Annotated in this window: 14 protein-coding genes; 1 reads left to right on the forward strand and 13 read right to left on the reverse strand. The window is 31.1% G+C overall.

Annotated features, from left to right (window positions below; genetic code table 11):
• Positions 1-75 precede the first annotated feature (75 nt).
• The 11 genes from queA to hflX all read right to left on the reverse strand — a co-directional run bounded on the left by queA (position 76) and on the right by hflX (position 11444).
• A complete protein-coding gene (queA, locus tag C661_RS0107225; RefSeq protein WP_017414653.1) occupies positions 76-1101 on the reverse strand; it encodes a tRNA preQ1(34) S-adenosylmethionine ribosyltransferase-isomerase QueA in 1026 nt (341 codons plus the stop codon).
• Positions 1102-1127: 26 nt separating this feature from the next.
• Positions 1128-2138: a Holliday junction branch migration DNA helicase RuvB gene (gene ruvB / locus C661_RS0107230; RefSeq protein ID WP_017414654.1), complete on the reverse strand. Its 1011-nt coding sequence runs from the start codon at positions 2136-2138 to the stop codon at positions 1128-1130.
• A 58-nt stretch (positions 2139-2196) separates the two neighbouring features.
• A complete protein-coding gene (gene ruvA, locus C661_RS0107235) occupies positions 2197-2790 on the reverse strand; it encodes a Holliday junction branch migration protein RuvA (protein ID WP_017414655.1) in 594 nt (197 codons plus the stop codon).
• Positions 2791-2983: 193 nt separating this feature from the next.
• Complete coding sequence (locus tag C661_RS0107240; protein WP_017414656.1) at positions 2984-3649, reverse strand: hypothetical protein; 666 nt, start codon at positions 3647-3649, stop codon at positions 2984-2986.
• A 534-nt stretch (positions 3650-4183) separates the two neighbouring features.
• Positions 4184-5959 (reverse strand): M3 family oligoendopeptidase, encoded by a 1776-nt coding sequence (locus tag C661_RS0107245; protein WP_017414657.1) that lies wholly within the window; start codon positions 5957-5959, stop codon positions 4184-4186.
• Positions 5960-6177: 218 nt separating this feature from the next.
• Positions 6178-6588, reverse strand: coding sequence for a DUF3785 family protein (locus C661_RS0107250; RefSeq protein ID WP_017414658.1), 411 nt, complete (start codon positions 6586-6588; stop codon positions 6178-6180).
• A 37-nt stretch (positions 6589-6625) separates the two neighbouring features.
• Positions 6626-7366, reverse strand: a complete 741-nt coding sequence (locus C661_RS0107255) for a YebC/PmpR family DNA-binding transcriptional regulator (protein WP_017414659.1) — start codon at positions 7364-7366, stop codon at positions 6626-6628.
• A gap of 268 nt (positions 7367-7634) precedes the next feature.
• Entirely contained in the window at positions 7635-8282 is a 648-nt protein-coding gene (locus C661_RS0107260) for a YigZ family protein (protein ID WP_017414660.1), read from the reverse strand.
• Between the two features lie 15 nt (positions 8283-8297).
• The gene (locus C661_RS0107265) at positions 8298-8966 is read right to left on the reverse strand and encodes a HEAT repeat domain-containing protein (RefSeq protein WP_017414661.1); all 669 of its coding nucleotides are present in this window, start codon (positions 8964-8966) and stop codon (positions 8298-8300) included.
• 332 nt (positions 8967-9298) lie between these two features.
• Positions 9299-9523 carry a hypothetical protein gene (locus C661_RS0107270; RefSeq protein WP_017414662.1) on the reverse strand — a complete coding sequence of 75 codons (225 nt, stop codon included), beginning with the start codon at positions 9521-9523 and terminating at the stop codon, positions 9299-9301.
• Between the two features lie 133 nt (positions 9524-9656).
• Complete coding sequence (gene hflX / locus C661_RS0107275) at positions 9657-11444, reverse strand: GTPase HflX (protein WP_017414663.1); 1788 nt, start codon at positions 11442-11444, stop codon at positions 9657-9659.
• Positions 11445-11638: 194 nt separating this feature from the next.
• Between hflX and hpt the strand changes: the two genes are divergently transcribed.
• Entirely contained in the window at positions 11639-12172 is a 534-nt protein-coding gene (hpt, locus tag C661_RS0107280) for a hypoxanthine phosphoribosyltransferase (RefSeq protein WP_017414664.1), read from the forward strand.
• Between the two features lie 117 nt (positions 12173-12289).
• On the opposite strand, the gene C661_RS0107285 is transcribed toward hpt, so the two are convergent.
• The gene (locus C661_RS0107285; RefSeq protein WP_017414665.1) at positions 12290-12850 is read right to left on the reverse strand and encodes a hypothetical protein; all 561 of its coding nucleotides are present in this window, start codon (positions 12848-12850) and stop codon (positions 12290-12292) included.
• A 181-nt stretch (positions 12851-13031) separates the two neighbouring features.
• Complete coding sequence (gene yunB / locus C661_RS0107290; protein WP_017414666.1) at positions 13032-13691, reverse strand: sporulation protein YunB; 660 nt, start codon at positions 13689-13691, stop codon at positions 13032-13034.
• Positions 13692-13793 lie beyond the last annotated feature (102 nt).

The following is a 13793-nucleotide window of genomic DNA, read 5'->3' on the forward strand; positions in this document are numbered from 1 at the left end:
TTGTAAGTACTTCTAATGTGGCTCAAACTTATATCTACAAAGCCTTGTTGAAAATCAACTGATACTTCTTAGGAATTAGTGGATAAACATAGCATCTCCAAAGCTAAAAAATCTATATTTGTTTTCCACAGCAACATTATAAGCATTCATAATAATTTCTCTGTTTGAAAAAGCACTAATTAGCATTATTAATGTAGATTCTGGAAGATGGAAATTGGTTATTAAGGCATCTACTATTTTAAATTTATAACCTGGATAAATAAATATACTAGTATAACCTGAAGCTTCTCTAACTCTGCCATTTTCATCCGCAATGCTCTCTAAAGTTCTGTTAGAAGTAGTTCCTACCGCGATAACTCTTTTTCCTTTTTCCTTAGTGCTATTTATAATTTCTGCATTTTCACTATTTAAGTAGTAGTATTCTGCATGCATTTCATGTTCTTCTATATTCTCAGCTTTTACCGGTCTAAAAGTTCCTAAGCCTACGTGTAAAGTTACAAAGGCAATATTAATTCCCTTAGCTTTAATTTCCTCCAATAATTCCTTAGTAAAATGAAGCCCTGCTGTAGGTGCCGCTGCTGATCCTACTTCTTTAGAATATACAGTTTGATATCTTTCCTTATCTTTCAACTTTTCTGTAATATAAGGTGGAAGTGGCATTTCTCCTAGAGCATCTAGTACAGCTTCAAAAATCCCTTCATAGAAAAACCTAACTTTTCTATTTCCATTATCTAAAACTTCTATAACTTCAGCTTTAAGCTCTCCATTTCCAAAAGTAAAGATAGCTCCAACCTTAGCACGTTTTCCTGGTTTAACTAGAGTTTCCCATATGTCCTTTTCTAATCTTCTTAGAAGAAGAAACTCCATTTTTCCTCCAGAGCCTTCCTTTGAACCATAGAGTCTTGCTGGCATAACCCTAGTATCATTTAGCACTAGGCAATCACCTTCTTCAAGGTAACCAATTATATCTTTGAAAATCTTATGTTCAATATGTCCAGTACTTTTATCTAACACCATTAATCTTGATTCATCTCTTTTTTCTAAAGGATGTTGTGCTATTAATTCTTCTGGAAGATGAAAACTAAAATCTTTAACCTTCAATGTTAACACCCCTTTTTTTCTTAGTTTTAAAACAATTTCCCTTCTGGAATTGCTCTATTTAAATGATTATAAGCCTTATTAGAAGCAACCCTTCCTCTAGGAGTTCTAATAATAAACCCTTTTTGAATCAAATAAGGTTCATACACATCCTCTATGGTTCCAACTTCTTCCCCTATATAGTAAGCAAGAGTTTCAAGTCCCACAGGTCCTCCTCCAAAATTATCAATGATAGCTTCTAAAATCTTATTATCAACTCTATCAAAACCTTCACTATCTATCTCTAAAAGCTCTGCTGCTAATTTTACAGTATTAAAATCTATGTGTCCATGACCTTTTACTAAACAATAATCTCGGACTCTTTTAAGTAGTCTATTTGCAATTCTTGGTGTACCCCTTGAACGCTTTGCAACTTCAATTGCAGCATCTTCATCCATTCCCACATTTAAAATACTTGAAGATCTTATAACAATTTCTTTTAACTGCTCTTCATCATAGTATTCCATTGGACACATTACCCCAAACCTATCTCTTAAGGGAGAGGTTAAAAGTCCCGCTCTCGTAGTTGCCCCAATTAAGGTAAACTTAGGTAAGTCAAGTCTTATAGACTTTGCAGAAGCTCCTTTACCAATAACAATATCTAAAGAATAATCTTCCATAGCTGGATAAAGAATTTCCTCTACAGCTCTATTCAGCCTATGAATCTCATCTATAAAAAGCACATCAAAATTGCTTAAGCCCGTAAGTATTGCTGCTAAATCTCCTGCTCTCTCAATAGCAGGACCCGAAGTTATTTTTAAGTTGCCACCCATTTCTTTAGCAATAATATTTGCTAAAGTAGTTTTTCCAAGTCCCGGTGGTCCATACAATAATACATGGTCCAAAGGCTCTTTTCTGATTTTTGCTGCTTGTAAAAATATGCTTAATCTTTCCTTAACTTTTTCCTGTCCTATGTATTCCTTAAGCCTTTGGGGTCTTAAAGAATATTCTACTTCTACATCCTCTTCTTTAAATTCAGAAGAAATAACTCTTTCCTCCATAGCATCCTCCCCTTTTTAAAGAGTTTTTAATGAATTAAATAATGAACAACTTCATTGTTTAATTCATTAAAAATTGCAAACATCCTTTTATCATATCTTCTATGGATTTGGATTTATCCACATTGCTTAAAGCTTTTTCCGCTTCCTTCTCTGAATACCCCAAAGCAATAAGAGCTCCAAAAACTTCTGAAATTCTTTCTTCATTGCTTTCAACAGCTGAGATGCTAGTATTTTTAGAAACTGCATCTTCTAATTTAATCTTATCCTTAAGTTCTAATATTATTCTTTGGGCTGTTTTTTTGCCAATCCCTGGTGCCTTAGTCAAAGTTTTTTCATCTCCACTGAGTATAGCATATTGAAGATTAGTAACATTACAAATAGACATTAAGGATAAAGTAGCTTTAGCTCCTACACCATTAATAGTAAGTAGTAAATTAAACATCCCTATTTCATCTTTAGTTAAAAATCCATATAATCCAATAAAATCTTCTCTAACCACTTGCTGAAGATACAGAGTAATTTCTGTACCTACAGAAGGTAAACTAGATATGGTGCTGCCTGAGGTAAATATCTTATAACCTATTCCCATATTTTCAACTACTATATAATCTTTAGCTAATCCTATAAAAGTTCCCTTTATGTATTCGTACATATATAATCACCTGTTATCTTATTTATTTTATAAAAAATGAAAATTCAAATTTAAACTATATTGAAGTATTCCAACTTAGATTTCTTAATTATGTTTACATTGGAAGCCTATAACAACTATATATTACTTTACCATCTATAATACCACAATTCAACAAAAAACCTTAAGGAATAATCATCCTTAAGGTTTTTTGTTATGTGCTACAAAGTGACTGACCATATTCTACAGCATCTTGTATATTTGAAAACTGATAATCTTTATCCCCATAATACAAGGATTTTAAAAGATTACCTTTGTCTTCTATGTCCTTTAATGTTATGTTGGAATTGTCTTCTCTTTTAGGATTTATAATTTTGCTTTCAACTACTCTAATGCTTTCATCCTTTTCCTTCTTATATATAACCATATTATTATCTTTAATACCTATAAAATAACTGTCCGGAGAATAATTATAACCTGCTACCTCTTTAATGAAAATAGCATCATTTTTGGTGAACTGTTGAAGTTTATAGCCAAACTTCTTAAAAATTTCTTCTAATTGACTTTCATTAAGCCCTATTAGTTTTTCCTTTTCAATTTTAATACTTTCATCAATCTTATTATCAGCTTTAATGTAGTCCAAACAATTAGCATATCTTACTAAAAATTCTAGTTTTGTATCTTTTGTAATAATAACACCATTTTCTTTTATAAAACTAGTTTCCTTTGTCTCTGCTAATACACTCTCATCTGGATTATCACCATGGGTTCCTTTATTTATGAAGCTCAAACTAAGAGCATAACTAGCAGTAAAAAGACATATTGCAATGAATGTTATAACTATATAAAACATCTTATTTTGTTTAAATTCTTTTAACATAATATCCCTCCTATAAGGGATTATCACCACTCTAAAGAATTTTATACAATTATTCATTGATTTTTTTAATATTTTGTGAAATATTTCTTTAATTATTCATTGATGTAAATACACACAATGTACCTGACCTGGACCTCTATATTTAGGATCATAAGTTACTCCATTAGCCGACCCCCATAAACACTACATCTTCTTATATTCATATTTATACTGTATCCATGAAATTACACTAACACTAAACACAACTCTTATATTTATTTATCATTTTACTGTGGCTTAACTATTTTTCTTAACTTATATGGACTTAACTTCCCCTTTTGCACCCAAAAATACTTCATCTCTACATAAATAAAAAGGAACTGTTTACAATGCACCCTTGTGCATTATAAAACAGTTCCCTTATTGGCAATTATTAATTCCTACAATATTTTAACTAACACTTAAAAGGGTAAATGTCCCCTGCTGTTTAAGTTAGAGTTAAATTTCCTTCTAAAGTGATTTACCCTAGCAAACCTGTTTATTCCTTAATAATTTCTATCTCTTCAAGCTTAGCTCTAAGAACTTCTCAATATCCTCTTCAATGATACTTAAAGAACCTCTCCAGAAATCTACTGAATTAATATCAATGTTCATTATTTTAGTAACTTCAGCTACTTTTAACTTTCCTGTAACACTAAGTAACTTATCATACTCTTCAACAAAGGATTCTCCTCTTTTTAAGTATTCTGCATATAAGCCCTTTGCAAATAATAATCCAAAAGCATATGGGAAGTTGTAGAAGTTATATCCTGCTTCATAGTAGTGTGGTTTGCATACCCACATGTAAGGATGCAAATATTCCTGATCTAAGCCATCTCCGTAAGCTTCCTTTTGAGCTTCTATCATTAAGTTTTTTAATTCCTCACTGCTTAATGAGCTTACTTTTCTATTTTCAAACAAATTGCTTTCAAAGATAAATCTACTTAAGATATCTACAATTATTTGAGTGCTATCTGAAATTTCATTTTCTAAGATTGAAAAAGCTTCTTCCTCTGTAGCTGTTTTTATAGCAGCCTTCTTTACTATAGTTTCACAGAAGGTTGACGCAGTTTCTGCAATTGGCATTGGATAGTCACTATTTAAATATAACTCATCCTTTAAGCACTCTCCATGGTAACCATGTCCAAGTTCATGAGCCATGGTTATTACATCACTTAAGGTATTGCCATAGTTAAGCATTATACGGCTTTCGCCTATCATTTGAAGATTGCTGCAGAAAGCTCCTCCTACTTTTCCTTCTCTTGGGTACACATCTATCCAGCTATTATCAAAGGCTCTTTTTGCAAAGTCCCCTAACTTATGGCTAAAGCTTCTAAAGTTTTCCTCAACAAAAGCCTTACCTTTTCCATATTCAAATTCCATTTCTACATTTCCCATTGGTGCAAATAGTTCATAAAAAGGAAGTCCGTTATTATGCCCTAATAACTCACCTTTTCTTCTTAAGTACTTTCTGAAGATTGGAAGACTTTCCTTCATAGCAGTAATCATTGCATCTAGAGTTTCTTTACTCATTCTAGATTTAAATAAACTCTCATGTAGTGGAGATTCAAAACCTCTCAAGTTAGCTACAGTTATAACCTCACCTTTAATTCCATTAAGAGCTGCAGCCACTGCCTCTTCAACCTTTGAATAAGCTTTCAGTTCTGCCTCATAAGCAGCTTTTCTTACTTTACCATCCTTATGATGAGCTAAATTTCTAGCTACAGTAAGTGGTACAGATTTTATTTCTCCATTTTCTTCAATTTCAACTCTTAAGTTAGAGGTTACTAAGTTTTTCATCTTCGACCAAGCACTTGAACCTGTAGTTCTCATCTTGGCAATAATTCCTTCTTCTTTATCACTTAGCATATATTTACTTTCTTCTGCTATGGATGTTAAGAAGAATTCATATACCTTTAATTTATCTGAGCTTTGGATAATTTCTTGTAGATTTTCTATGCTACCAATAAATTTGTAAACCTTAGCAGATGGTTCTGCAATTTTACTATACTTTTCTTCCCCAATTTCCATGTTCTTCTGTGCTTCTGTGTTATTAGTATCCACACTTAAAATTAAAGATGCAAAGCTTAAAACTTTATTAAAGTTTATTATCATCTCTGTATTAAGAGTAATATACTTTTCTAACAGTTCCCTTTTGCACTCATAAGTATCTAATGAATTTGCAAAATCTATATAAGTTTTAACATATTCATCACATTTTGCCATATCACGATTATATTCTTCACTATCAAAAGAAGAATATAATTCTTTTAAGCTCCAATTTTCTTTCATTGACTTCGCCCCCTATAAAAATTAATGTTATCATTTCCCATTTTATCACTTTTTCTTAATAATTTGAATATTTTTATATGCATACACAAAAGTTTTACATTTGTAAACTAAAGTGCACAGTAACATTTATTTTTTTATAATAATGAATTATATTAAACTTTTCTTATAAATTTTTATAAAATAAAAAGAAGCTTTAAATAAAGCTTCTTAATTAGGAATTACATATCACATTGTTCAACTTCAATAGCCCAAGTACCACAGTTTTTGCAAACTAAGATACTTACTATATAACTGTTATCTATTTTTTTATCCTTAACTAAAGAGGTTAAAGTAACATCCTTATATTCAGGGGATATTGTGCTTAAAACATAATTATTGTCCTTTGTAAACATATAAAAATGATATTCAAAAAACTCAAAGAACTTAGTATCATCTTTTCTATTGAACTTACATTCTTCACAACAGCTGTCATAATACTCAGCAGTAAAGCCAACCTCTTCACCTTTATTTAATAGGTCTAACACCGTTGAAATATTAAAGTTTTCCACTTCCTCATTATTTATATAATCACAATTCTCTTCCTTAAGTTCAAATTCTTTATCTTCATATTGAAGTTTATAGTTACTCATTATTAATCAAACCCTTCTATATCCTATGATTTTTCAACTAACCTTCAAAGTCCTCTGGGAACTCTGCGTTGTGCCAAACATCTTGCACATCGTCATCATCCTCAAGTGCATCAAGCATCTTTTGGAATTTAACTGATGTTTCCATATCTAATGCAGTAGTTGTATCTGCTACTAGCTTAACTTCAGCTTCCAAGAACTCTATTCCATTACTTTCAAGATTTTCTCTAACTGTGCCGAAATCTTCTGAAGTTGTTGTTACAACATAAACTTCTTCCTCAGATGAGAAATCCTCTGCACCAGCATCAAGGGCCATCATCATTAACTCATCTTCGTCAATGCTATCAGTTTTTTCTATGATTATTTCGCCCTTCTTTTGGAACATAAAGCCTACACAACCACTTGAACCCATGTTTCCACCATGTTTAGAAAATGCATATCTTACGTTACCAGCAGTTCTGTTTTTGTTATCAGTTAGTGTTTCTACTATAACTGCCACTCCATTTGGACCATAGCCTTCATATGTAATTTCTTCATATGTTACACCTTCAAGCTCTCCTGCTGCCTTTTTAATTGCTCTAGTAATTGTGTCTTGAGGCATGTTTGCAGCTTTTGCTTTAGCAATAACGTCTCTTAATTTGTTATTAGTTTCTGGATTAGAACCACCAGTTTTAGCAGCTACCATTAACTCCTTACCAATTTTTGTGAAAATCTTCCCTCTTTTTGCATCTACTTTGCTTTTTTTAGCTTGTATATTATGCCACTTTGAATGTCCTGACATATTATTTCCTCCTAACTATATATAAGACATTTTCAAAAAATAAATAAGTCAGTATGTTTGTCTATTTTGAGTTATACTGCGTCAACAGAACCCTTAGATAGCTCTACTATCTGCGGAACCTATTTCCTGGTCGCACAAGCTTGCTTGTGAACTCAAAATATCCTTCACATCTTTGACTTGTTATTTATTTTCAAACGCCTAAAGTTTCCTTATTATACAAAATAACCTAAACATTATATCATACCCACCATATTAATTTCAAATCTGGTTAATTCACTACATAAAGCCTATTATCCTGTTTAAAGAAATATTCTTCATCCCCTTCACTAATAACCAGTTTTCCATTGGTATTTTCAGTTAAGGTGTCACTTATTTCTTTTATCATAGTTGATTCACAGTACATTAAAATTTCTACCTTGTCTGTGTAAATAGTATCTTCAATATGCCACTGATTAGTGCTACAAACATATTGAATCTTTCCTAGCAACTCATAATCTATGGTAATTCTTAAGGGCACTCCAAGAACTTTTTCCACTACTCCACTTTCCCCTATTGCCAAAGAAGCTCCCTTAGAATATGCCCTTGCGAGACCTCCTGTACCTAGGAGAATTCCTCCAAAGTATCTTGTTACTACCACAACTATATCAGTTAAGTCACTTTTTTTAAGAACTTCCAGCACTGGAATTCCCCCCGTTCCCTGTGGCTCTCCATCATCACTATATCTTTGAATTCCTTTATTTACACCAATTGCATAAGCATAAACATTATGTCTTGCTTCTTTATGCTGACCTTTTACTTTATTAATAAACTCTTTAGCTTCCTCTTCAGTATGGACTCTTTTAACATGTCCAATAAACACGGACTTTTTCTCCTCAAACTGAGCAACAGCTTCATTTTTTACTGTAAAATAACTCAAAATTCTCCCCCTCTCCTAAAGTTTTGAATTTACCTCTAGAGCTACTAAAAACTCTTCACAAGCCTTTTGAATATATGGCTTATCACTTGCATCTAAAATTTCCTTAACTTTTGGGACCGCTCTCTTGGATTTAAGCTTTTGAAGTGATTTTATAGCATAGGAAACCACTTGAGAATTAGCATCATTTAAAGCTCTAATTAGTGCAATTTCTCCTTTTTCATGAGCAAGCTTTCCTAGTGCAGATACGGCTAATCTTCTTATATTAACATGATTATTTACAGTTCCCTTAATTAAAATATCTACACATTCCTCTATTCTCAATTCTCCTATAATCCAAATTGCTGACTCTTTGTCCTTTAGAGTTAATTCCATATAATTTCTTTTTATAAAGTCTTTAAGTTTTTCTTTGTTCACCTTATCTAAGCTGTTTAAAACATAAATCCTTTCTGATTTATCAGCCTTAGCTAAGGATTTAAATAATTCATCTATGCTGGAACTTTTAACTAAATATCTATATTTAATTTTAGCATTAATTATTTGCTTTTGTATTGTGACCTTATCTAAGTTTCTAATCTTACTGATGGCCTCTAAAGATTTCCCCTCTAAATGCAGGAAATAGGTTATTTCTTCTTCGTTATAGTTTTCTATGAAATCCCAATTGTATTTTACTAATCCACTACTCAAACTCTTACCACCTTAAACTCTATTTATAAGAATTAAAAATTATGTGTCTACTTATAGGAAACCAGAGTTAACACTTAACTTATACATTAGTCCTACCCTGGTTCCCTTAAGGGTCTCAGGATATGAATAAGTAAAAATCCCATCACGGAACCCTATATACTGAACTTACTATACTTTGCTTAAGATTTCAGAATAACCAAATTAAATTTTCACCCCAAGCCAAATATTATATAAGAACTTTATATAATAACTTATAAGTAAATCTCTCTATAAAATATAAGATATGAACTATTAAAAAGTCATATCTTATATTTCACATATTAATTTTACGACTATAAATGGATTTTCTCAATGTTTTTCCTTTCAAACCCTCCACATTTATTACATTTAAATATATGAACACAATAATTTCCATTGTCATCTATGGGATCATCAGCACTGTAGTCATCAAAATATTCTTGTTCTCGTCCTTTATTCTCCATGACACCCTCACAGTGATGGCATTTATAAACTGTACTATATAAGTCATTGCACAATGGGCAAATTACTTCCTCCATAAATTGATCCTCCTACTAAAAACTGATTTTTTATTTTCTGCTGGTTTCTTAATATGATTATTCTACAAAAACCTTTAAACTATTCTGCTAGTGTAACTTACAAATAGAAAAAGCAGAGAATCCTCTGCTTTTTCTATTCTACAATATAATTTTTACATTTATTGTAAACTTCTTCATCACCTTGAACCTTTACTAAAGTTCCTTCTTCTAAATATTCTTCTCCTTCAACCTTAGCATTTCTATGAAGATAAGCTACTGTTGAGGAATCACTATAAGGTATTATCACCTTAAAGCTCTTTAATTTATATGGTAATGTTTTTGTACACTCTTGAAGTAACTCATCTAAATTTTCACCAGTTTTAGCTGAAATCTCAATGATGTTGTATTTTGAAAATTTCTCTTTAAGGCTAGTTAATTGTACCTCTGAAGTTTTATCAATTTTATTAAATACTAAAATTGTAGGCTTCTCACCTGCACCTAATTCTTTTAATACTTCTTCAACTACTTCTATTTGAAGAGCTGCAGTAGTACTTGAAGAGTCTACTACATGAAGAAGTATATCTGAATACACAACTTCTTCTAAAGTTGACTTAAAGGCTTCCACTAAATCATGTGGGAGTTTTCTTATGAATCCAACAGTGTCAGTTACTGTTGCTTCTCTATTATCTGGAAGCACTATACCTCTTGTAGTAATGTCTAGGGTTGCAAATAGCATATCTGCTTCAAATACCTTTTCCTTTGCCACCGCTGACTTTTGAGGTGAGAAATCAGTAAGAACATTTCTTAAGGTTGACTTTCCAGCATTGGTATAGCCCACAAGAGAGATTCTTGAAATATTATCTTTATTTCTACCTTCTCTTTGTGTAGCTCTGGTTGTTTTTATTTTTTCTAACTCTCTATTTAAATCATAAATAGTTTCCTTTATATGTCTTCTATCTGTTTCTAATTTCTTTTCTCCTGGTCCTCTAGTTCCAATCCCTCCTCCAGTTCTTGAAAGAACAGTTCCAAGGCCACTTAACCTACTCAATCTATATTTTAATTGAGATAACTCTACTTGAATTTTTGCTTCTTTTGTTTTAGCTCTTCTAGCAAATATATCTAAGATTAAAGTAGTTCTATCAACTACCTTAACACCTAAAGCTTGCTCGAGATTTCTCACCTGAGATCCTGATAATTCCTCATCGAAAACTACTACATTAGCTCTTAAGGATTGTCTTAGTTGGGCTATTTCTTCAACTTTTCCACTTCCAATATATAAGGCTGGATCTATTTTATTTCTTTTTTGCAGTATGCTATATACAGGTTCCACATTACAAGCCTTTGTTAATTCTTCTAGCTCTTGAAGGCTTTCTTCATCTTCAACTGCTACTAAAATTGCTCTTTCGCTGTTATCCTCAATAATCTCATTATCTTTCATCAAACTTTCAATATGTTTTACTCTATCTAGAAAATTAAATTCTAGTATTTTTCCTATACTTAAAGGTCCAATTTCCTCTTCAATTAAAATATTATCTCTTACATCGCAAAAACCTAAATTAAAATAAAGGGGATTATCCTTAGATACTCCAATAGCTACTATACAGTCCAGTTTCAATTTAAGCAGTGCTGAAATATCTAAAGCAGATAGTTTTGGATTCCCATTAGGATGAGTATGTATTACTCTCACAGAAGATAATTTACCTTCTTTTATATTAATTTCAGGCATATCTACAGTAGAACTATCTCCTATAGCTACACTTACTACAGAACCTTTTCTATCTATAGCTACACTTACTTCTCTTTCTAATTCTAATGTAACTTCTTTTAAAAGATTTGCTAGTTCTTCTGTAAGTACTTCAACTTTTCCGAATTTCATATCATATATTTCATCTAATTTGTTTAATATAAACTTTTTAACACCTTCTGTATTTCCATTTACCATAAAATCATCTCCACCCTGTTTAAAATAAAGTTATTGTAGAATAATATAGTTTGAACCTAAAAAGTTATTTTATCTATCTTATTCTTTATAATAAGTATTTATATTTTTATAGTCTTATATACCCTTGACAACTTTCATATTATTTTATACTATAAAGGCATTATTGTAAATATAGATTAGAGGGTGTGAATCTTATGGAAAATAAACAAAGAAATATATTGTTTTCTAAGGAACAAATCGATGTAGCAATCACTAAAGTTGGTGCACAAATCTCTAAAGACTATGCAGATAAAAAGTTATATGTTCTTTCACTTTTAAGAGGAAGCTTCATTTTTACTGCAGATTTAGTTAGAGAAATCGGAGTTCCAACTAAAATTGGATTTATGACAACTTCAAGCTATGGACATGGCGAGGAAACCTCTGGGGTTTGTAAAGTTGTTAATGATGTTCCAGATAATATAGAAGGTTATGATGTTCTAGTGGTGGATGACATAATAGATAGTGGGATAACTATGGATTTTGTAATGAATCACGTTAAAAACCTTGGTGCTAACAGTGTTAAGTGCTGCACACTATTAGATAAGCCTGAAAGAAGAAAAATTGAAATGAAACCTGATTATTGTTGTTTCGAGATTCCTGACCTATTTGTAGTAGGTTATGGACTAAATTATGGTGACTACTACAGAAACATACCATACGTATTTAATTGGGAAACACCTGAAGAATAATTTTGTACATAAAAACACCACCTAGAAATATCTATGGTGGTATTTTTATAGATTTTTTTATAAAGCAATAAAAAAATAAAACCAACAGTAATGTTAAACCGTTGATTCCACACCTCTTTAAATAGCTGCTGTTGTAAAATTGAAATTGTCTTGTCTCTTATAATCACGTAAAAGTCCAGTATATATAACATCTTTGTTTTCCATGTTATAAAAGTGTGTAGGCTGCACTAATGCTGGTGGAATATTAAAATCCAAAACTCCACTCTTTAATAATACCTCAGATACAAATTGTGAGCAAAAATAATGATTTGTTCTTTCTATAGGGACGTTAACCAGTACCCCTAACAATCCTATCATATTATAATGAAGGTTATGTTTTTTTATTTCAAAGCCCTTTATTATATTTCTAATAGCTTCGTACTGTTCATCAGTTACCTCTATAGCATAAATACAACACTTTGTATTTTCAAACTTTTTATAAATCCCATCTTTTATATCTTCTTTTATAAAACCACCAATAAAAGGATTATTTACTTTCTTCCTTGCAAAACTATATAGTTCCTTTAGTTCAGAATCCAAACCAATAGAAACATGAGAATATTTTTCTCTGGAGAAAAGTTTAATTACCTTAGAAGGAGCTGTTCCTGTATATGAAAGCATAATATATATTTTTTTCATATGTTTCCTCCATTTAAATTAGAATTAATAAATTCGCTATAATTAATAAAACAATAATAATTATTAAGACTATATAATTGCTGAACTAATCACTTATTGATTTAATTTTAACACAGCTTTAATAGTTTGTCCTTATAAATCTATTAGAAATATTTCAATGAAATTCCAAATTAAGAAGAACCTACTGACCAATAGTTTCATTTTGGGAAAGACCTCTATTTAAATCCATTTGCAAAGAGGTTTGAGGAACTTTTCCTACAATAATAGTTTCAGCTATTGGAACCTGATTTACTATTTCCATATCACTACTTGCCATAGGAATTATAACCTTAATTTTAGTTTTAGCTTCTAAATATATTTTGTGTCTAGTTTGGTTTATTCCTGCAGTTTCAAATTTTGAAATGTACTTAGTTTCTATATGCCCTATGGGTTGCATTCTCACCGTAACCTTAGGACCATAATAAGCAAGTATATTATTTTTTGCTAAATACCCAAAAGGTAATCTAATTCCCACCTCTCCTATCCTTCGTATTTCCTCTTGTGCATTAAGAGCTACACCAGTGGCAATTTTATTCATTTTAAGAGTATCCGTTCTTATCATTGATATATTACCTTCCCCGTCCTTTTCTACATTGATTATTTCTCCATAGTTAAAGTTATTAGAATACTCCTCAAATATGGCTTTATTAATGATTTCTGTTGCCTTAGCTTTCATCTCTGCATCACAGGTTACCATAACTGTAGGCATAATAACTGCATCTAGTGCATAAATAGCAGTAAAGGATAATGATATTAGAAAAAATACTATAATTAATAATTTAAATTTTGTTATAGCTTTCATGGATAAACCCCTTTATAATTGTAATATAGTGGAAATAATTATACCTATGTATATATTTATATGTATGCTAGGAAGGGCAAAGAATAACTTTGTTTTTAAATT

This window comes from Clostridium tunisiense TJ (genome assembly GCF_000300195.1).
Classification (GTDB): Bacteria; Bacillota; Clostridia; order Clostridiales; family Clostridiaceae; genus Clostridium_J; species Clostridium_J tunisiense.